The sequence below is a fragment of the Gordonia caeni genome (assembly GCF_039537105.1).
In the GTDB taxonomy this organism is placed as follows: Bacteria; Actinomycetota; Actinomycetes; order Mycobacteriales; family Mycobacteriaceae; genus Gordonia; species Gordonia caeni.
The window spans coordinates 99,756-118,337 of the sequence record NZ_BAAAZW010000001.1 but is presented as its reverse complement, the minus strand read 5'-3'; the positions used below and the strand labels follow the sequence as shown (position 1 = coordinate 118,337).

Here is an 18,582-nt window from a genome sequence, read left to right as displayed (position 1 = left end):
ATGGCGCTGCCCACCCGGGGGGAGATTCCCAGCACCCACCGTCCGCAGCTGACGCTGGCCGGAGAACTGGCGGGCAGGCCTTTCGAGCACATCGGCCGGGTGGTCACCTTCGTCCTGGACGTGCTGGCGGGGCTGCCGCACACCGTGCGGGCGTACCGCAAGCAGACCCTGGCCGCCTTCGCCGAGACCACCTGGGGCAACGGCTCGATCATGGTCGGCGGCGGCATCGCCGCCGTCCTGGCCATCCTCGGACTGTCGGTCGGCGGCATGATCGGCATCCTGGGCGTCACCAGCCTGCAGTCGCTGAACCTCTCGCCGATGGCCGGTCTCATCACCGGGTACGCCGCCACGCGTGAGATGGCGCCGATCATCGCAGCGGTGGGCTTCGCCGCTCAGGCGGGCTGCCGGATGACCGCCGAGATCGGATCGATGCGCATCTCCGAGGAGATCGATGCGCTCGAAGCCCAGGCCATCCGGCCGATCCCGTTCGTCGTCGGCACCCGCGTGGTGGCCGGCGTGACCGCGATCGTGCCCTTCTACCTGATGTCCCTGTGCCTGGCCTACCTGGCGTCCCGCCTGGTCGTCAGCGTCTTCTACGGCCAGTCGGCCGGGGCCTACGACCGCTACGTCGAGGCCTTCGTCAGTCCGGTGGACGTCGTCTATTCGACGATCAAAGTGGTGATCTTCGCGGTGGTGGTGATCATCGCGCACACGTATTACGGCTACTTCGCCAGTGGCGGTCCGGAGGGCGTCGGGATCGCGTCCGGGCGGGCGATCCGCGCGAGCCTGGTGTTGATCGTGACCTTCGACATGCTGCTGTCGCTGATCTTCTGGGGCCTGAACTCGGGGCTGAACTTCGCATGAGCAATCCTCGAGAAGTCTCCACGGGCTCGCTCCGCCTCCGGGGCGTGATCGCCGTCGGCCTCGTGATCGCGATCGTCGCGCTGGTGGCGGTCGATCCGTTCGGCGGCGACGACCGGATCCGGTTCTCCATCGTGGCGCCCACCCTGCCGGACGGCATCCGCGACGGAGTTCCGGTGGACGTCCGCGGAACCACCGTCGGCGAAGTCTGCGGCCTGGACATCTCCCGGCGGGATTCGACGCGCATCTCGGTGTGCGTCGACAGGTCGGCGACCGGCGAGATCACCGATCAGATGCCCGTCAGCTTCGTCTCCCGCAACCTGTTCGGCTCGGATGCCCTGCGGTTGACGCCCACCGGGATCGGGGGGCGGGTGTCCGAGGACAGCACCATCGTGCTGTCGGCGCCGCCGTCGGACTACACCATCACCGCCACGGTGCGCAGCGCCGGCGGCTTCACCCTCCCGGTCCTCACCCCGGAGCTGAGCGAACTGCTCGACCAGGTCAGTGACACCACGATCAGTCTCGCCCCGTTCCTCACCGCCGCCACCGTGACGCTGCAGGCCATGCAGCGCGGCGACGTCACCGAGCTGACCGGCGAACTGGCGACCGTCGCCGACGCGCTCGACGGGGCGGCCGCGGCCGGTGCCGGCGGTGTGGGCGCGCTGCAGACGATCATCGGGAACCGGTTGCTCGAGGACGACGAGTACACCGGCCGCGTCGAGAGCATGATCGCCGACATCGGCGGTCTCTTCTCCGATCTGGGTGCGCTGTTCAACGGCATGAGCGGCCTGGGCGCCACCATGGATCTGATGACGGCGTTCACCACGCCGCTCAACGTCGCGCTGCGCGACGTGACTCCGGGACAGGTGGGCACGCTGATCGATCACCTCGGCGGGGCCTTCCACCGCGACCCGGCGACCGGTAAGACCGTCCTGCGGGTCGAGGCCGATCTGGACGTGGTGCCCGGCGCCTCGACGCCGCTGAACGTTCTGCTCTCCGGCGCGGGAGGTGGCCGGTGAGGACGCTGTCCGGAGCGATCAAGCGGCTGCTGCTGGTGCTGGCCGTGGTGATCCTGGCCCTGTACACGATCGTGCAGGCCATCAACCGTCCCGTCGGCGGTGACGTGGAGACCTATCACGCCCAGTTCGACGACGTCTTCGGTCTGCGGGAGAACGGTGACGTCCGGGTGCGCGGGGTCCAGGTGGGCAAGGTGACCGACATCGAGCTGCAGCCGTCCGGGACCGCGCTGGTCCGCTTCACCGTGCGCACCGACGACCGGCTCATCGAGACCGATCAGCTGGCCATCCGCTTCCAGAACCTGGTGGGGCAGCGCTATCTCGCGATCCTGAAGCCGGGCGAACAAGCCCGTGACGACCGAGACGACGAGTCGGCGTCCGCCGCCCCGGCAGCCCTGATCGATCCGGGCGAAATGATCCCGGCGGCCAAGACCCGAGGGTCCTTCGACATCACCAGGCTGTTCAACGGGCTTCGACCCGTCCTGCAGGGCGCCGACCCGGAGGTCTTCAACACCTTCGCCGAGAACCTGATCCACCTGCTGCAGGGCGAGGACGGGGTCGGGCTGGGCGACGTGCTGGCCGACGTGGAGCGTCTCTCGCAGTTCGCCGCCGACAAGAGCGAGATGATCCGGGTGATCATCGGCAACCTCGGCGTGATCTCCGAGCAGTTGCAGGGCAAAGCCTCGATCATCAAGGCGCTGATCGACAACATGGAGATGCTGTTCGACACGCTCGAGGTGAACCTGGAGCTGCTCAAGGGCGCGTTCGGTGAAGGGGCGCGGGTGTTTCCGCCCCTCGTCGAGTCGATGCAGAGCGTCTTCGACCTCTCTCTCGGCGGGCACGACCACGTGCGGCAGCGGCTGATGGAACTGGTTCCCGACACCGATGCCCTCGCCGAGGCGATGTCGGTGGTGCCGACCTTCCTGACCGCCCTCAACACCCGGCTCGCCCAGTTCGATTCGGGTGGGAAGTGCACCAAGGGTGAGGTCCCGCTGCCGCCGATGGGCGAGGTCCTCCTCGGTGGGAAGAAGGTGACCCTGTGCAAGGCGTGAAACGCTTCCAGGACTTCACCGTTCGCGATGAGGTCGATCGGCGCACCGAGGGGATCTGGGCGGTGGTCGCCCTGATCGTCGTCGCGGTGCTGGTGGTGGTGATCGCGGTGGTCTATCTGCGGCCGCCGGGCCGGGTGGAGTATCGCGCGAGTCTGGACGAGAGCGGTGGTGTCGTCGCCGGTACCGAGGTCCGGGTCGCGGGCATTCCGGTCGGCAAGGTGACCGAGGTGCGATTGCACGACGACCGGGTGGACGTCGCGATGTCGATCACCGGTGACGTCTTCGTCGGCGACCAGACCTCCCTGGAGGTCCGCATGCTCACCGTGGTCGGCGGCGCCTACGTCGCACTCCTGCCTGCGGGCGGAAAACCCTTGGGGGACGGTGTGATCCCGGCGGGAAGGACCTCGGTGCCGTACTCCACCTCCGAAGTGCTCGACGCCGCCGCGCAGACCGTCGAGGACATCGACGCGATGAAGATGCGGCGGGCCGCGATCACGGTGACCGAGTCTCTGGACTCGGCGCCCGGTTCGGTCCGGCAGATCGCCGGCGACGTGGAGAAGCTCACCGGACTGCTCGACGAGCAGCACCGCCAGGTGGAGGCCGTGGCTTCACTCGGCGCCGAATACACCACGGAGCTCGCCGCTCAACAGGACCTGCTCCGGGAGATGATCGGCCGGATCCGGGCCGTCCTGCCGGTGATGGTCGGCTACAAGGACCGCGGCATCGTGACCTATGACGCGCTCGGCGAGATGGTCCTGTACGTCGGCGACATCCTCGGCGAGCCCTACGAGAAGCGGTTCAAGCAGCCGCTGCACCAGATCGTCGATTCGGCGTCGGCCACCAAGGTCACCGTCGAGCAGATGGGCGAGGCGATCGATTCCCTCAAGGCGATGGTCGACGGTCTGTCCGCCGTGGCCGGCCCGCGCGGCGTCACCCTGGACTTCGGCGATCTGGTGATCGACGACTCCACCGTCTGCATTCCTATCGCGGGGCGCTCATGCTGAAGCCGAATGGAAGGGCACAAGCGCTGATCAGCGCACTGGTGGTGGCGCTGCTCGTGGTGGGCGGGGTGCTGGTGTACGTGCGGACCTCTACCCGGGACACCCGCTCTCTCTGCGCCCAGCTGCCCGACTCGGCCGGCCTGTACCCGGGCAATGCGGTGAACGTCCGCGGCGTCAAGATCGGTGCGGTCACGCAGGTGACGCCCTCGCCGGGCCACGTGACCGTGCAGATGCGCATCGACGACCGGTCGCTGGCAGACGGCGTGCGGGTGCTCGCGGTGAACAACTCGGTGCTCGCGGACCGGCGGATCGAGCTGGTGGACGCGGCTCCCCGGGGCGGGGCGGAACTGCCGGCGGGGCAGTGCGTGCCGTTGTCGCGGGGGTTCACCCCGGTCTCCGTGAGCACGGCCTTCCAGTCGTTCACCACGATGTTCGACGAGCTCGGCGGGCCGGGCGCAGACTCCGACGCGCCGATCGCGCAGGCGCTGTCCGAGGCGTCCCGGCAGGTCGACGGCTCCGGCGAGGATCTGAACAAGATCCTGAAGAACATGGCCGGGATCATGGCGGACCCGAACGAGTTCCTGTCCCAGATGCGCACCGTCTTCAAGAACCTGGCCGTGCTGACCGAGGTCGCCGACGACAACTGGGACGCGATCAAAGACATCGGGACCAACGCAGCCGACCTCACCCACTTGATGGGCTCGCTGTTCAAGAGCTTCGTCTACATCTTCGACGGCCTCGGCGAGGCCGGACCGGGGATGGACGATCTACTCAGCAACGTGGCGCCGCCGATGCTGGAGATCAGCGACGAACTGATGCCGTTCATCGACATCGGTCTGGCGCGCGTCGACGATCTCACCGCCATCCTGACCGGACTGCCCGGCATCGGCAAGGGCCTCGAGGCCTCGCTGAACCGCAAGGCCGGTGCGTTCCGGATCAGTGTGCGGACACCCACGGTGGTGGCCGGCAGCCCGGACGGTGGCGCGCTGTGCACGTTGATGAACGCCACCCAGCGGGGCAGCTGCGACGTGAAGTCGCGCTCGATGGTCGCGGTGGACCTCGGTGCGTTGATCACCCGTGCCGTGCAAGGGGGGATCGGCTGATGAAGCGACGTCTGGGTCTGGTGTTGTGCGTGCTCGCCGTCGTGGCGGCGCTGGTGGTGGTCGTGGTCGGTCGGGGCAGCAATCCGGCGAACACGCTGCCGCGCTTGGCGTCCGGGGGCTCGTCGACGCTGTACGTCGACTTCGTCTCGGTGGTCAACCTGCCGCTGGGGGCGCGCGTGCTGTCGCGCGGCACCCAGATCGGCACCGTCGACGACATCGACCTGGTGCCGAATGCGGCCCGGCTGACTCTCGGGCTCGAGCCGGAGGCGCAGCTGCCCGTCGGCACCCGCGCCGAGCTGCGGCAGCTGACCATGCTCGGCGACATCTACGTCGCGCTCACGCCGCCGACCGACGACACCGGCGAGATGCTCGGCGACGGCGACGTGATCAATCTGGCGGATACGGATCCGGGACCGCAGATCGAGGACATCATCACCAACCTCGCCGACTTCCTGGCGGGCGGCTCGCTGATGCGGGTGCAGGACGCCGTGCGGCAGACCAATCGGGCGGTCGACGTGCAGCGGATCGACCTGCCGGCCGTCTCGGCGACGGGCGCGAGGACCATCGACGACCTGGCGGCAGGCACCGCCGAACTCAGTGCCATGATCGTCTCGCTCGAGCGGGCGACCACCGAGATCGCCAGTGATCCAGGGGAATTGGGCTACGCCTTCGGCCCGGCGGGTCACAAGGGGCTGCGCGCGGTGTTCAACGCCGTGAACGAGGGCTTCAAGCTGGTCGCCGGCTCCAGCGAGCTGGCGTTCGGCCTCAACTGGCTCACTCCCCGGCTGGCTCAACTCAACCCGTTCCTGGACAAGCTGGTGCCCTTGCTCCGCAGCTACTCGGCGCATTCGACGCAGTTCAACGGGAACATCGGGAAGGTCGTCGACGTCACGCAGAACAAGCTGATCCCGTTCGCCCAGAACGGCGGCATCGCCCTGGACAAGATCACCGTCGACTCCGGTGACACCGAAGCGACCCGCTCGGTGGCCTCGGTCCTGCGCATGATCGGAGCGCTGCGATGACCCTGCGTGCGAGCCTGTCGATCCTGGCGACCATCGCCGTGCTGATCGGCTCGGTGCTCTACCTGACCGGCGGCGTGCTCAAGATGAGAACGTTCAGCGGTCAGACCACGATTGTCGTGAGCGCCCCGAAAACCAATGGGCTGCATGCCGGTTCAGCGGTGCTGTACCGGGGTGTGCCGATCGGCAACGTCCGGGACGTGTCGTACACCGGCGGCGACGCGGTGCGGATCGAGTTGTCGTTCGACTCGCGCTACCGGATTCCGGTCGACTCCGACCTGGTGATCGAGAACCAGTCGATGCTCGGCGAAACGGCCATGTATTTCGATCCGCGGTCGGATCAGGGGCCGATGATCGATGGCTCGAAGCCGCTGCAGGCGACGGTGGTCGAGGTGCCGGCCTCGGTGCCCGAAGTCCTCGGCTCGGCGCAGACCCTCCTCGATCAAGTGGATCCGTCACTGGTGAACGACCTGGTCGACACGGTGGCGCAGGCGCTCGCGGGCACACAGGGGGCGGTGGAGACCCTGACGCCGGCCGCGCAACTGGTGGCGGCGACGATGATCTACTCGGAGCCCGATCTGGCCGCGATCATCCGCCGGTCCGGAGTACTGATGGCCGACGGCGAGTGGATCGGGCCGGCCATGCGGCCGACCCGCCAGGAGCTGTTGACCGCGGGGGACAACCTGTCCGAGGTGATCACCCACGTGAAGCCGTTCGCCGACTTCACCGAGGGGGGCGACATCATCGGCGAACGCTGGAAGCAGACGCTCGAGAAGTCCGCCGAACAGGTGAGCAAGCTCGTGCCGCCGATCGGCAGGCTGGCGGAGGTTCTCACCCCGGCGGCCCGGAGATCCGGTGCGGCGCTGCTGGGCACGATGAACATCTCGACCTTGCTCAATCAGGCCATGCGGGCACTGCCGGGGGATTCCCTGCGCCTGTCCGTCGCATTACCGAAGTAGGAGCACCATCACATGACAGACGACTTCATGACAGACGACGCAGCCGACCAGCCGAGCACGCCGCCCGAAGACGCGGTGGCGGACGCGGCTCGCAAGCGCAAGAAGAAGGAGAAGAAGAAGGCCGAGGAGGCCGAGAAGCTCGCCGCCGCGCGGCGTGAAGCAGTGGCCGAGGCGGACGCCGAACGCGAGCGCGCCGAGAAGGGTCGCTCGACTCGGTCCCGGTTGGCGGAGTATCTGAACCCTCGCCGTCATCCGGCGGTCGTGGCGGTCACGGTCCTCTGCCTCGCCGCACTGGTCGCGATGTCCGTCCTCGCGGTGCTGTTCACGCAGCGCGCCGACGAACTGTCGGCGATGCAGCAGCGCGATCGCGACGAGGCTGCCGCCGAAACGGTCGCCGGTGAGTACGCGGTCGGTGCGGCCACGTTCTCCCACAACGATATTCCGGCGTGGGCGGAGGCGCTGAAAGTCGGCACCGCCAACGAACTGGAGTCCCGCTTCGACGTGGCGGTGGAGACGCTGACCCCGCTCATTCAGGAAGTGCAGTGGTCCCAAACCGCCGAGCTGATCACCGCGACGACCGTCGACGTCCGGGCCGACCGGCAGTTCGTGGTGCAGGTGTTCGTGTCGACGCACATGACGAGCACCCAGAATCCCAACGGCCTCAATATCATCACCCCGTACACGATCACGCTGGACCGGGACGACGACTGGCTCATCACCGATGTCGCCGACATCGCCGGAGTGTCGCAGGACGGTTCGATGGGGACGGGAGTCCCCGATCTGGGGAACGCCGGGGAACAGGCCCCGACGGGTGACGCCGAGACGCCCCAGCCTGCACCGACCCCGTGACGCCGACGCGGTCCGGTGCCGCGTCGGCGACGGCGCTCCTGGTGCTCGCCGCGGGCGCGGCGGTGACGCTGCTGTGTCCGTGGGTGCGGGCGCGCGGCTACCGGGTGCCCGATACGGCGGAGCTCGACGAAGCGGAGCTCGCCCGGGCGGGGGTGAGCGAAGCGTTCGCGGCTAACGGTGCGAGCACGCTGCTCGGGGCGGTGCTGCTGGCGCTGGCGTGCGTACTCGCCGCGGTGGCGTTGTGGCGGCACAGCCCGCGCTACCGGCCGGCGGTGGCCGGATACCTGGTGATCGTGTGCTCGCTACCGGCGGCCGGGGCGACGCTGTGGTTCCTGCTCGACGAGAAGCGGCAGGCAGCGGCGTTCTCCGGGGAGGTGCTACTGGAGTCGGACACCCTGACAGTGACCGTGTGGCCGTGGCTGTGCCTGGCGTGCTTCGGGCTCGCCTGCATCCCGGGAATCCTGCTCGTGCCCCCGCGGTCCAGGTCCGGACCGACGTGACGGCCCGCGTGCGCTAGCCTTGATCGCCAGGGAAGCGTGGCAGAGCGGCCGAATGCACTCGCCTTGAAAGCGAGCGTGGGTAAAACCACCGGGGGTTCAAATCCCTCCGCTTCCGCTGAAGGACGAGGACGGCCGGCACGACGCTGCCGAGCCCGGCGTCGTGCCTGTTAAGGACACCTGGTGACGCGGGGGTTGTGGGGCGCTTCGCATTCGCCGTTGAGTCCGAAGGCGTCGAACGCATCGGCCGGTGGGCCGATGTCCACCGGATCTCGCGAGACGATGGAGGGGCGGACCGGTCGGCCGTCGCTCCACTCACCCATGTAGCTCAGATCTGCGTCGCAGTGCTGCGCCGTGGCGGCGCAGGCCTGAAGTGCGTCACCGACTCGATGGATGCCGTAGAACTTGATCGCGTCCGTGGGCGTCAGAACGCTGTTGGCGGACAGGTGGGTCGCATCCAGTCGCGACAGGGGGCTGCGGACGTCACTTCGGACCGTGACGTGCCGTTTGCTGGACGACGGAACGTCATACGCGAGGAACTGTTCGATTCCGATACGAGTGTCAAGGATGTTGTCGTTGTCGAAGTTCTCCACGACGATCCTGGTGTGTGCGGGCACGGTGATTCTCCCGGTGCCGACGCCGCCGGCGAACGACGGCGCCAGCTGGAACAGCCAGAGCGTCGACGATCCCCAGCCTCGCTCGACGGCCTGTTGCGCCAGGTGCGGCACAGCGCCGCCGCCCATGGAGTGGCCGACGAAGCCGAGTCGGCTGAAGTCTGCGCGCGGGATCATCTTCGCGGCGTGGACCAGCGCGCGATCCTGGTGCGCAACCGACTCGGCACCGTTGTACGGGTCGGTGGGCCAGCTGGCGAACACCACGACGTTTCCGGTGCTCACGTAGTGATCGATGATGTCGGAGTAGAGCCGGCTGGTTCCCAGAAGCTGTGCGTCGAGGCCGGCCAGCAAGCCGTGTACGACGACGACCACCGGCCGTTCCGCGTCGTTGCAGCGTCCGCCCATGAGGGGAGTGGCGGCGGCCCCGCGGGGACTGTAGACGGAGATCTTCTGAGCCGCGTCGACGGGATTGTCGTGGACGGCGACGGTGCGATGACAGGGGCCCTGCGATCCCAGGCCGCTCGACGGCTGGGCCGGTGGGGTCGGTAAGGGACTCTTCCCCGTCGCGATTCCCGCACTCGCGATCAGGAAGACGGTGAGAACGGACAGGACGGCCAGCGTCTTCGCGGCGACGACGGGAGCACGGCGACGGGCCCGGACCGGACGATGCATGTGGTCAGTAAATCACTTCGGACTCCCGACTTCTGGACCTGCGGCGGAAGAGTAAGAAATCTTTTCGGGGAAAAGATAATCATTTCGCAATGACGGTGTGTGCAACGCACGGTCCGAGAGAGCGAGAAGGGCGGGTGCGTCACATGCCGGCGAGGAAAGACGTGACGGAGTGGGTCTTGGTGCGGGGACTGACCCGCGAGCAGCGGCACTGGCACGCTTTTCCGGAGGCTCTGGCCGAATCGTCCGGCGCGCGCGTGACGACCATCGACGCGCCCGGATTCGGAACCGAGAACGCGCGGCGATCGCCGGCCACCATCGAAGAGATCACCGACGACATCCGCAGTCGCCTCCAGACCCCGGCCCCGGAAGGAGAGCGGGCGATACTCGGCATCTCGCTCGGCGGAATGGTGGCACTGGATTGGTGTTCGCGGTATCCGGACGAGTTCGCATTCTGCACCGTCGTCAACACCTTGGCGCGCGAGGTCTTCCGTCCGCACTACCTCACGCTGCGCGCGCTGTCGGTTCTGGGCCTGCGGTCGTTCCGCTCACCGCGCGCCCACGAGCAGGCGGTGGCCGATCTGACGGTCACCGACCCGGCCATCGACCGCAACGCCCTCGCTCTGCGATGGGTGAGCTTCCATCACGACGCGCCGCCCACGACGGCCAGCATCCGTGCTCAGGCATCGGCGGGCCTGACCTTCCGCCTGCCGGGGGCGGTGCCGACTCCGCTCGCCGTGCTGGCGGCCCGCGGTGACCGTCTCGCCGATCCCCGGATGTCGTTGCGCATCGCGGAACGCTACGGGGCGCGGGTGTATCTCCACCCGAGCGCGGGACACGACCTTCCGGTCGACGACCCCGACTGGATCTGCCGGATCCTCCGAGCCGTCACCGGGGCCTGATCGGAAGGTCCGGCATCGTCACGCGGCCGCGTCCGGGGCGGGTCGCGGCGAGGGCGTTCACCGGATACGTGCGGCCACCCGATTCCGCTGCACCGCCATGAACGCCTCGTCGTGCGGCAGCGTCCAGTCCTTTCCGACGAATACACGATTCGCGCGCCGGTCGTCTTCGGCCGCGAAGACCGCGGGGTCGGCCACCCGGTCGCTGAGCCATTGCGGATCGAAGCGACCGCGGAGCAGGCTCGGAAGATCGGGGATCATCTTGGAGCCGTTCACCGCGAACAACCACAGTCCGAGGAATCCGGCGCCGAATCCGGAGCCCGGCGCCACCACGTCGGAGACGATGTCGGTCATGGGGGCGACGGGGAAGATCGCTTCGAGGCCCTCCGCGCCGTCGACGGCGGCCTGCAGCTGATTGACCGCGGAGTACGACACGCCGCTCATTCCGAGGTGCCCGTTCGAGTAGGAGCGATCACGTGCCCACTTGAGGACCTCGAGGGTGTCCTTGCGTTCACGCGGGCCGAACACCTGCCACTTCCCCTGTGAAGTCCCGGTTCCGCGGACATCGACGACGACCTGCGTGTATCCACTGCGGACGAGCTTCGGATCCATCGAGAGGGAACTGACCATGCCGCCGCGGACCACTTTGAGCAGCTGCTCGGTCCCGGAGATCGGTGTTCCCGACAGGTTGATGGAGGCGAGGAAGTCGATCACCGGTTTCGACAGATGCGGAATGTTCGTCGCCGTCGTGGCGATCATGCTGACGAGCTTGTTGTACGGGGTCATGTTGACGATCACCGGCGTCTCGTCCTTCGTCGGCCGGTTGTGACGATCGGCCGGCCGGTACACGTCCGCCCTCAGCACGACACCGTCCGACATCCGGATCGGGACGCTCGTGCTGACGTGGATTCCCGGGTACTCGTGGCCGCGCTGATAGTCGCGGGTCCAGGCCTTCGAATCCGGTGACGGCTATCGCATACCGCCCCGCCGAGTGACGGCGGCGCTGGTCGCCGGGATGTTCGAAGTGGTCATCGACTACCTGAACGACGCCGACGAGGGCGGCACGGCGGATTCGGAACGATCGTTGGTCGACGACGTCCTGCACTTCTACACCACGTTCCGCGCTGGGCTCGCTGCCCAGCAGTGACTTCGTCCGCATGTTTGCGGACGGACGGGAACGGGTACCTCCGATGATCACGACAAGTGATGAACCGGAAGGCAGCGATGATCATGCGGCGACGCGGTAGCGGAATCGTAGGCGTGATCGTCCTCGTCTGGCTGGTGATCGGTGTGGTCGCCGCAGTCCAGCGCGACTACTTCAAAGAATCGGACGCGAACTGCGCGACCGCGGGAACGATCGCACTGACGATCGTCTCCGGTCCTCTGAACTATGCGGGCGTCAACCCCCGGGTCGACGACTGCAACGTCCGGATCCCGCAGCCGAGCGAATGACCAGAACCGGCGTGCGCGCCGGATGAAAGGACAGCAGAATGATTCTCATCGGAGTAATACTTCTGATTCTGGGCTGGGTCTTCTCGCTCGCGATCTTGACCTACATCGGCGTGGCGCTCGTCGTCATCGGAGCGGTCCTGTGGATCCTCGGCGCCGTCGGCCGCCCGATCGCCGGACGAAAAGTCTGGTACTGACGCCCTTCGGTGTCGAGGGGCCACCCGGCGAGCTCGCGCTGGCGGCCCGCGTCGTGTCCCGACGCGGTGTGCCGGGCGAACCTACCCGGTGTGTCAACACGTCTCAGCTGACGTTCCGAAGATGCGAGAGGCTGTCGGCCAGGGTGCGAAGGCACAGGTCACGCAGGTCGTCGCGGGAGACCCCGCCCAGGTCGATCCAGTTGAGGCAGGCGGTCACGAGGTACGAAAGCCATCCGCGCACGGTGATCACGAGCAGGACCGGCGGGGGTTCGTCCGGGCTGAGCGCCTCCAGCAGACGCTCGCCCTGCAGTGCGAGGTTGGCGTCCATGATGGCCCGGACCCCGGCGTCTGCGCCCATCGCACCGCGATAGAGGGCTTTGTAGGCGAGGGGGGACTCCTGAACGTAGTCGAGGTATCCGTCGAGGCTCGCGATCAGGCGGTCCCGGGGCGGCAGTTCGCTGCGCGTCCGGGTCGCCTCGGCCAGACGTGCCGCTTCCCGTTCCACCACGGCCAGGAAGTAGCCGTGCTTGTTCTGAAAGTAGTGGTAGATGAGCCCGGGGGAGGCGGACGCTTCAGCTGCGACCATGGCGACCGTGATCTCGTCGTAGCTGTGCGCGGCGAGCAGCCGGACGCCGGCGCCGAGCAGTTCGGCGCGACGGTCGTCTACTCCGAGACGCCGGCGGGGCCGGGGGACCGATGACGTTGACATGGCCTCGTCAGGCTACTAGCTTCACCTTATTAGAAAGACATTCAATAGTGTCTCCGGTGTCGGCGGACGACGGTGGAAGGGCGACGAGATGCACCAGAGCAGTGGCCGAGGCGGATCGGGGCCCGGGCGGCCGGCCGCTGTGCTCCGGATCCTGATCGCCGGCGCGATCGCGGTTCTCGCCGCAGTGGTGCCGTTGAGTGCGCACACGCCGGTCGCGCAGGCCGGAGGCGACCCGGCGGCCGGGGAGCGGCCCTGTGACATCTACTCCAGCGGGGGAACGCCGTGCGTGGGGGCGTACAGCACGGTCAGATCGCTCTACTCCGGCAAAGACGGACCTCTCTACCAGGTGACTCGCGAATCCGATCGGAAGACCTTGATCGTGGCGAGCGAATCCGGGTACGCGGACGTTTCCGGGCAGGATTCCTTCTGCCGGGAATCCCTGTGCCGGATCACCCGGCTGATCGACCAGTCCCCGATGAGGAACGATCTCGCGGTGGCACCGGAAGGCGGCTACGGCGGGCCGAACAAGGGCGTGATCGCCGACGCGCTGCCGGTCACGGTGAACGGGCACCGCGCTTACGGCATGAAGTTCACCGGCGAGATGGGCTACCGCAACGCGACGCGCACACGCGGAGTGGCGACCGGGAGCGAACCGGAATCGATGTACATGCTGTCGTCGAACCGCCTGTACAACGCAGAGTGCTGCTTCACATTCGGCAACACCTCGGCCATTCCCCGCGACAACGGGAACGGGCACATGGACTCCATCTATTACGGGTCCGCCCTGTCCGGGAGGGAATGCGTGTCGCCTGCTCTGGTCGAGGTGGGCTGCCGCGACAACGGCATTCGCGGACCGATGGTGGCAGCGGACCTGGAGAACGGGATCTTCCGTTCCGCCGTCAAACTGAATCAGGACACCGATCACCCCGGCGCCGACTTCCCCTTCGCGACGGCCGTGTTGAAGAACGACGGTAAGCGAAGATTCTCGCTGCGCTCCGGCGACGCGCACGGTGGTGCCCTGAACACGCACTGGGACGGCAGCCTGCCCGGCGTGCCCCTCGACCTCCCTGGCGTCGACGTGCCGAGCCTGCCCGGCCTGGACTCGATCAGACCGGGTCACAGCGCCACCTTCAACGTCCCCTACACCGGCTACATGCCGATGAAGAAGGAAGGCGGAATCGGGCTGGGGGTCGGCGGCGACAACGCCAACCTCGGTCAGGGCATCTTCTTCGAAGGCGCCCTGACGGACGGTTACCCGAGCACGAACATCGACGATCGCGTCCACGCCGACATCGTCGCCGCCGGATACTCGTACGACGATTGAGCGGGCGGACGGACGGCCGCCGCCGGACGCCGGAGGATCTGCGCGACACCGATGAGATCCGCCCTGCCCGCGAGTAGCGTGTGCTCCACCGGCTACGACAAGCACTGTGGGGGAGGCGGATCCCGATGCCCGACGACATCACCACCGATACCGGAAGCGATCCGGCCTGCCGGTTCCGGGAAGTCCGCGCCCTGACCGACGTGCTGACGTCCCGGCTCTCCGCCGAAGACCAGACACCGCAGTCGATGACCGCTGCGAGCCCCACCAAATGGCATCGCGCCCACGTCACCTGGTTCTTCGAGGAATTCGTCCTGCGCCGCGATCGGTCGTACGCCGTCTACGACGACTCCTACCGCTACCTGTTCAACAGCTACTACGAAGCCGTCGGCAAGCGGCATCCGCGGCCGGACCGCGGGCTGGTGACCCGTCCCGGCGTCGACGAGATCAGGCGGTATCGCGAGCACGTCGACGCGGCCATGGAGGCGGCGCTGACGGAGGGGGCGTTCGACGACGACGCCCACGAGCTGATCGAGCTGGGCTGCAATCACGAACAGCAGCACCAGGAACTGCTGCTGATGGACCTCAAACACCTGCTGTCGACGGTCCGGCTCTCGCCCGGCCCGGTCTACGTCGACCGCGACTTCGACCGACCCGGCCCGGTCGAGCCGCTGCGCTGGCGTTCGGTGGGCGGAGGCCTGGTGGAGGTCGGTGCCGACGGCGACGGCTTCGCCTACGACAACGAGGGGCCCCGGCACCGCGTCTTCCTCGAGGACTTCGAGATCGCCGAGCGGACCGTCACCAACGGGGAGTGGCTCGAGTTCATGGCCGACGACGGATACCGCCGGCCCGAGCTGTGGCTGTCCGACGGCTGGGCGCACATCGGGCAGACCGGATGGAGCGCCCCCGAGTACTGGCAGTTCGACGACGGCGAATGGACCACGTTCACCCTGTCGGGCCGCCGCCCGGTGGTCCCGGACGAGCCGGTGCTGCACGTGTCGTTCTACGAGGCCGACGCCTACGCCCGCTGGGCCGGTGCCCGGCTGCCCACCGAATTCGAGTGGGAGACCGCGGCTGCGGACGTGGCCGACCGCCGCGGGGAACTCCTGGACCCGGACCGCTGCCATCCGCGCCGGGCCGGGTCGGCGATGATCGGCGACGTCTGGGAATGGACCGCCAGCGCCTACCTGCCCTACCCCGGGTTCGTGCCGGCCAACGGGGCGGTCGGCGAATACAACGGAAAGTTCATGTCCGACCAGCACGTCCTGCGCGGGGCGTCGGCGGTCACCCCGCGCGGACACGAGCGCCGCACCTACCGGAACTTCTTTCCGGCCGAGTCGCGCTGGGCGTTCAGCGGTCTGCGGCTGGCCCGATGAGTCGGGGCGAGCAGTCGCCGCTGGCCGCCGACGCCCTCGCCGGCCTGTGGGCCCAGCCCCCGACGCTGCCCACCAAATGGCTCTACGACGACCGCGGCAGCAGTTTGTACGACGAGATCACCTCGCTGCCCGAGTACTACCCGGCCCGCCGGGAGACCGAGATCCTGCGGGCGCACGCCGCCGAGATCGTCGGCGCCACCGGCGCCACGGTGCTGATGGAGCTCGGCTCCGGCACGTCCGCCAAGACCCGCCTGCTGCTCGATGCGCTCGCACCCGGCTCGGCCTACGTCCCCGTCGACGTGAGCGCCGAGACGCTCGGATCCGCCGCGGAGGTGATCTCCGCCGACTACCCGGCGCTCCGGGTCGCACCGGTGGTCGCCGACTTCACCGGCGAACTGCCCGCCTCCCCGGTGGCCGGGCGGCGGCTCGTGGTGTTCCTGGGCGGCACCGTCGGCAACTTCGCGGACGAGGAGCGTGCCGCCTTCCTGTCGCGACTCGCCGCCGACCTCGCTCCGGGGGAGTGGTTCCTGCTCGGCACGGACTTGATCAAGGAGCCCGGTCGACTGACCGCCGCCTACAACGACAAGGCCGGCGTCACCGCCGATTTCAATCGCAACCTGATCGAGGTGCTGCGCAGCCAACTCGACGCGGACGGCCTCTACCCGGACGACTTCGACCACGACGCGCGCTGGAATCCGGCCGGCCGGCGGATCGAGATGTGGCTGACGGCGCGGCGCGACGTGGACGCGTATTTCCCGACGCTGGACCGGCGGTGGCGCCTGCCGCGCGGGACCGGGCTGCTCACCGAGATCAGCGTGAAGTTCACGCCGGAGACGGTGGCCGCCGAGTTGACCGCAGCCGGCCTCGCACCGTCGGCGTCGTGGACCGATCCGCACGGCGATTTCCAGTTGACCCTCGCGCACCGGCAGGAGTAGCGGAGCGGGCCGGACTCAACCGGGCCGGTGCTGCTGGGCGATCCGGACCAGGTCGCCGGCCGGGCCGGCGAGCCGACTCGGCGGCTGCCACACGGCCCGCAGGTCGCGGGTGACGCGGAGGCCGGGCACGTCGACCATGCGGACCGCGCCGGTGCCGACCGCGGTCTCCACGGCCAGGGTGCTGAGCACCGCGGGCCCCACCTCGCCGGCGACGGCGGTGGTGATGGCGGCGCTGCTGCCCAGTTCCAGGAGGGGGCCGGCGCGCGCATAGCCGTCGAGCGCGGAGTCCAGGGTGTCGCGCGTGCCGGAGCCGGGCTCGCGGACCAGAAGCGGTGTGCCCGCCAGTTCTTCGACGGTGACCGGTCGGCGGCGGCGCGCCCACGGATGACCCGGCGGCACGACCACGGTCAGCCGATCCTGCGCCACCACTGCGCTGTAGATCCCTTTGGGGATCCCCGGCGCCTCGATGAAGCCGACGTCGCACCCGCCGGAGTCGAGCAGTTCCAGGACCCCGGCGGAGTTCTGCACCTGCAGGTGCACCGTCGTCTCCGGGTGCGCGCTGCGGAACTCCCCGAGCCAGCGCGGCATCAGATGCTCGGCGACGGTCAGCGAGGCCGCCACGGTCAGTTCGGTGTCCAGGTCGCCGCGCAGGCCGGCCGCCACGTCCAGGAACCGGCGGGCCCCGGCGAGGGTCTCGCGGGCCCAGTGCACCAGAACCGTGCCCTGCGGAGTGAGCCGGGAGCCGCTGGTGGACCGTTCCAGAAGGACGACGCCGAGTTGTCGTTCCAGGCGCCCGACGGCACGGCTGGCGTTCGGCTGCGCCATGTGCAGTTCGCGGGCGGCCGCGCTGAGGCTGCCGTGGTCGTCGACGCCGACGAGCAGGTCCAGAGCGGTGAGATCGAGCGAACCGGGGCGCACCAGGGCGACGTTACCCGCATACCGGCTCGGCCATGGCGCAAACGCATGCCTGGGCATATCGATTCGATATGTTGTCATGCCGGATCGGGGGCTTCTGTGATCGACCCGGGCGCAGCAGCCTGGAAGCATGACACAGCAGCTCACCACACCGACATCCACACCGCCCGGCGGACCGTCGAATCCGTGGCCCGGGCTGGCCGTCTGCACCGTGGCGACCGCGATCGCCATGGGAGTGCACCAGCTGTTGCCGATGGCCAGTCCGCTGCTCCTCGCGATCGTGCTCGGCGTCCTCGTGGCGAACCTGCGCCCGCTCGGGCCCCGGTTCGCCCCCGGCCTGACCGTCGCGTCCCGGCCGCTGCTGCGGATCGGCGTCGCACTGCTCGGTCTCCAGCTGGTCTTCGGCGACATCCTGGGCCTCGGTCCCGGCGTGATCGCGCTGATCGTCGCGGTGGTGGCCCTGGGCATCGCCGGCACCGTCTGGATCGGTGCACGACTGGGCCTGAGCCCGGCCCAGCGGCTGCTGATCGCCTGCGGCACCTCGATCTGCGGGGCCGCCGCGGTGGCCGCGGTCGACGGCGTGATCGACGCCGACGACGAGGACGTCGCGACCGCGATCGGCACCGTGGTGGTCTTCGGGACCATGCTGCTGGGGCTGATCCCGCTCGGGGTGGCGCTGTTGAACCTGAGCCCCGAGCAGGGTGGTGTCTGGGCGGGCGCCTCGATCCACGAGGTCGCCCAGACCGTGGCCGCCGGCGGACTGATCGGCTCGGGTGCGCTGGCGGTCGCGGTGGTGGTGAAGCTGGGACGGGTTCTGATGCTCGCGCCGGTGATGACCGTGATCAGCCTGCGCCGGCGGCGCGGCGCCGCACCGGGCAAGCGCCCGCCGCTGGTGCCCCTGTTCATCGTCGGCTTCCTGGCCTGCGTGGCCCTGCGATCGGCCGGGGTGGTCGGTGAGCCGGTGCTCGCGGTGGCCGGGCAGGTTCAGGTGGCGCTGCTGAGCGCGGCGATGTTCGCGCTGGGCACCGGGGTCCGGGTGAGCGCGCTGCGGGCGGTGGGACCGCGCCCGTTCGTCCTGGGGGCCGCGGGCACCGTGTGGATCACCGGACTCGGGCTGGCCGGGGCCGTCCTGGTGGCGTAG

Annotated in this window: 21 protein-coding genes and 1 tRNA gene; 18 read left to right on the top strand and 4 right to left on the bottom strand. The window is 68.7% G+C overall.

The annotated features are described in order from the left end of the window. The 10 genes from ABD732_RS00620 to ABD732_RS00575 all read left to right on the top strand — a co-directional run bounded on the left by ABD732_RS00620 (position 1) and on the right by ABD732_RS00575 (position 8,475). Positions 1-864 carry an MlaE family ABC transporter permease gene (locus ABD732_RS00620; protein WP_344779524.1) on the top strand — a complete coding sequence of 288 codons (864 nt, stop codon included), beginning with the start codon at positions 1-3 and terminating at the stop codon, positions 862-864. Then, positions 861-1,880, top strand: coding sequence for an MlaD family protein (locus ABD732_RS00615; protein WP_344779522.1), 1,020 nt, complete (start codon positions 861-863; stop codon positions 1,878-1,880). The genes ABD732_RS00620 and ABD732_RS00615 overlap by 4 nt, the downstream gene beginning before the upstream one ends. Continuing rightward, positions 1,877-2,929 carry an MlaD family protein gene (locus tag ABD732_RS00610; protein WP_344779520.1) on the top strand — a complete coding sequence of 351 codons (1,053 nt, stop codon included), beginning with the start codon at positions 1,877-1,879 and terminating at the stop codon, positions 2,927-2,929. Before ABD732_RS00615 ends, ABD732_RS00610 begins: the two co-directional genes overlap by 4 nt. Then, positions 2,917-3,933 carry an MlaD family protein gene (locus tag ABD732_RS00605; protein WP_344779518.1) on the top strand — a complete coding sequence of 339 codons (1,017 nt, stop codon included), beginning with the start codon at positions 2,917-2,919 and terminating at the stop codon, positions 3,931-3,933. Before ABD732_RS00610 ends, ABD732_RS00605 begins: the two co-directional genes overlap by 13 nt. Continuing rightward, positions 3,927-5,033, top strand: coding sequence for an MlaD family protein (locus tag ABD732_RS00600; protein ID WP_344779516.1), 1,107 nt, complete (start codon positions 3,927-3,929; stop codon positions 5,031-5,033). The genes ABD732_RS00605 and ABD732_RS00600 overlap by 7 nt, the downstream gene beginning before the upstream one ends. Further along, complete coding sequence (locus ABD732_RS00595; protein WP_344779514.1) at positions 5,033-6,055, top strand: MlaD family protein; 1,023 nt, start codon at positions 5,033-5,035, stop codon at positions 6,053-6,055. The genes ABD732_RS00600 and ABD732_RS00595 overlap by 1 nt, the downstream gene beginning before the upstream one ends. Continuing rightward, positions 6,052-7,011 carry an MlaD family protein gene (locus ABD732_RS00590; protein WP_344779512.1) on the top strand — a complete coding sequence of 320 codons (960 nt, stop codon included), beginning with the start codon at positions 6,052-6,054 and terminating at the stop codon, positions 7,009-7,011. The genes ABD732_RS00595 and ABD732_RS00590 overlap by 4 nt, the downstream gene beginning before the upstream one ends. Positions 7,012-7,038: 27 nt before the next feature. After that, complete coding sequence (locus ABD732_RS00585) at positions 7,039-7,860, top strand: serine/threonine protein kinase (protein ID WP_344779510.1); 822 nt, start codon at positions 7,039-7,041, stop codon at positions 7,858-7,860. Continuing rightward, a complete protein-coding gene (locus ABD732_RS00580) occupies positions 7,857-8,360 on the top strand; it encodes a hypothetical protein (protein WP_344779508.1) in 504 nt (167 codons plus the stop codon). The genes ABD732_RS00585 and ABD732_RS00580 overlap by 4 nt, the downstream gene beginning before the upstream one ends. A 30-nt stretch (positions 8,361-8,390) precedes the next feature. Continuing rightward, positions 8,391-8,475: transfer RNA gene (locus tag ABD732_RS00575), tRNA-Ser, on the top strand. A 52-nt stretch (positions 8,476-8,527) separates the two neighbouring features. Here ABD732_RS00575 and ABD732_RS00570 read toward each other — a convergent pair. After that, positions 8,528-9,643: an alpha/beta fold hydrolase gene (locus ABD732_RS00570; protein ID WP_344779506.1), complete on the bottom strand. Its 1,116-nt coding sequence runs from the start codon at positions 9,641-9,643 to the stop codon at positions 8,528-8,530. 161 nt (positions 9,644-9,804) lie between these two features. Between ABD732_RS00570 and ABD732_RS00565 the strand changes: the two genes are divergently transcribed. Further along, positions 9,805-10,542, top strand: coding sequence for an alpha/beta fold hydrolase (locus ABD732_RS00565; RefSeq protein WP_344779504.1), 738 nt, complete (start codon positions 9,805-9,807; stop codon positions 10,540-10,542). A gap of 57 nt (positions 10,543-10,599) precedes the next feature. On the opposite strand, the gene ABD732_RS00560 is transcribed toward ABD732_RS00565, so the two are convergent. Continuing rightward, complete coding sequence (locus ABD732_RS00560; RefSeq protein ID WP_344779502.1) at positions 10,600-11,418, bottom strand: CocE/NonD family hydrolase; 819 nt, start codon at positions 11,416-11,418, stop codon at positions 10,600-10,602. 112 nt (positions 11,419-11,530) lie between these two features. Between ABD732_RS00560 and ABD732_RS00555 the strand changes: the two genes are divergently transcribed. From ABD732_RS00555 to ABD732_RS00545, 3 genes are all read left to right on the top strand, one after another. Then, entirely contained in the window at positions 11,531-11,686 is a 156-nt protein-coding gene (locus ABD732_RS00555) for a hypothetical protein (RefSeq protein WP_344779500.1), read from the top strand. A gap of 83 nt (positions 11,687-11,769) precedes the next feature. Next, positions 11,770-11,991: a hypothetical protein gene (locus tag ABD732_RS00550; protein WP_344780324.1), complete on the top strand. Its 222-nt coding sequence runs from the start codon at positions 11,770-11,772 to the stop codon at positions 11,989-11,991. A 38-nt stretch (positions 11,992-12,029) separates the two neighbouring features. Beyond that, positions 12,030-12,185, top strand: a complete 156-nt coding sequence (locus ABD732_RS00545; protein ID WP_344779498.1) for a hypothetical protein — start codon at positions 12,030-12,032, stop codon at positions 12,183-12,185. Between the two features lie 103 nt (positions 12,186-12,288). Here the strand turns inward: ABD732_RS00545 and ABD732_RS00540 are convergent, their stop codons facing one another. Continuing rightward, a complete protein-coding gene (locus tag ABD732_RS00540) occupies positions 12,289-12,894 on the bottom strand; it encodes a TetR/AcrR family transcriptional regulator (RefSeq protein WP_344779496.1) in 606 nt (201 codons plus the stop codon). Positions 12,895-12,982: 88 nt separating this feature from the next. Here ABD732_RS00540 and ABD732_RS00535 point away from each other — a divergent pair, with 88 nt between their 5' ends. From ABD732_RS00535 to egtD, 3 genes are all read left to right on the top strand, one after another. Beyond that, a complete protein-coding gene (locus ABD732_RS00535; RefSeq protein WP_344779494.1) occupies positions 12,983-14,218 on the top strand; it encodes an arabinofuranosidase catalytic domain-containing protein in 1,236 nt (411 codons plus the stop codon). Between the two features lie 125 nt (positions 14,219-14,343). After that, the gene (egtB, locus tag ABD732_RS00530; RefSeq protein ID WP_344779492.1) at positions 14,344-15,591 is read left to right on the top strand and encodes an ergothioneine biosynthesis protein EgtB; all 1,248 of its coding nucleotides are present in this window, start codon (positions 14,344-14,346) and stop codon (positions 15,589-15,591) included. Continuing rightward, complete coding sequence (gene egtD / locus ABD732_RS00525) at positions 15,588-16,526, top strand: L-histidine N(alpha)-methyltransferase (protein WP_344779490.1); 939 nt, start codon at positions 15,588-15,590, stop codon at positions 16,524-16,526. The genes egtB and egtD overlap by 4 nt, the downstream gene beginning before the upstream one ends. Positions 16,527-16,541: 15 nt before the next feature. On the opposite strand, the gene ABD732_RS00520 is transcribed toward egtD, so the two are convergent. Next, the gene (locus ABD732_RS00520; RefSeq protein WP_344779488.1) at positions 16,542-17,444 is read right to left on the bottom strand and encodes a LysR family transcriptional regulator; all 903 of its coding nucleotides are present in this window, start codon (positions 17,442-17,444) and stop codon (positions 16,542-16,544) included. Positions 17,445-17,571: 127 nt separating this feature from the next. On the opposite strand from ABD732_RS00520, the gene ABD732_RS00515 reads away from it, so the two are divergent. Then, complete coding sequence (locus tag ABD732_RS00515; protein ID WP_344779486.1) at positions 17,572-18,582, top strand: YeiH family protein; 1,011 nt, start codon at positions 17,572-17,574, stop codon at positions 18,580-18,582.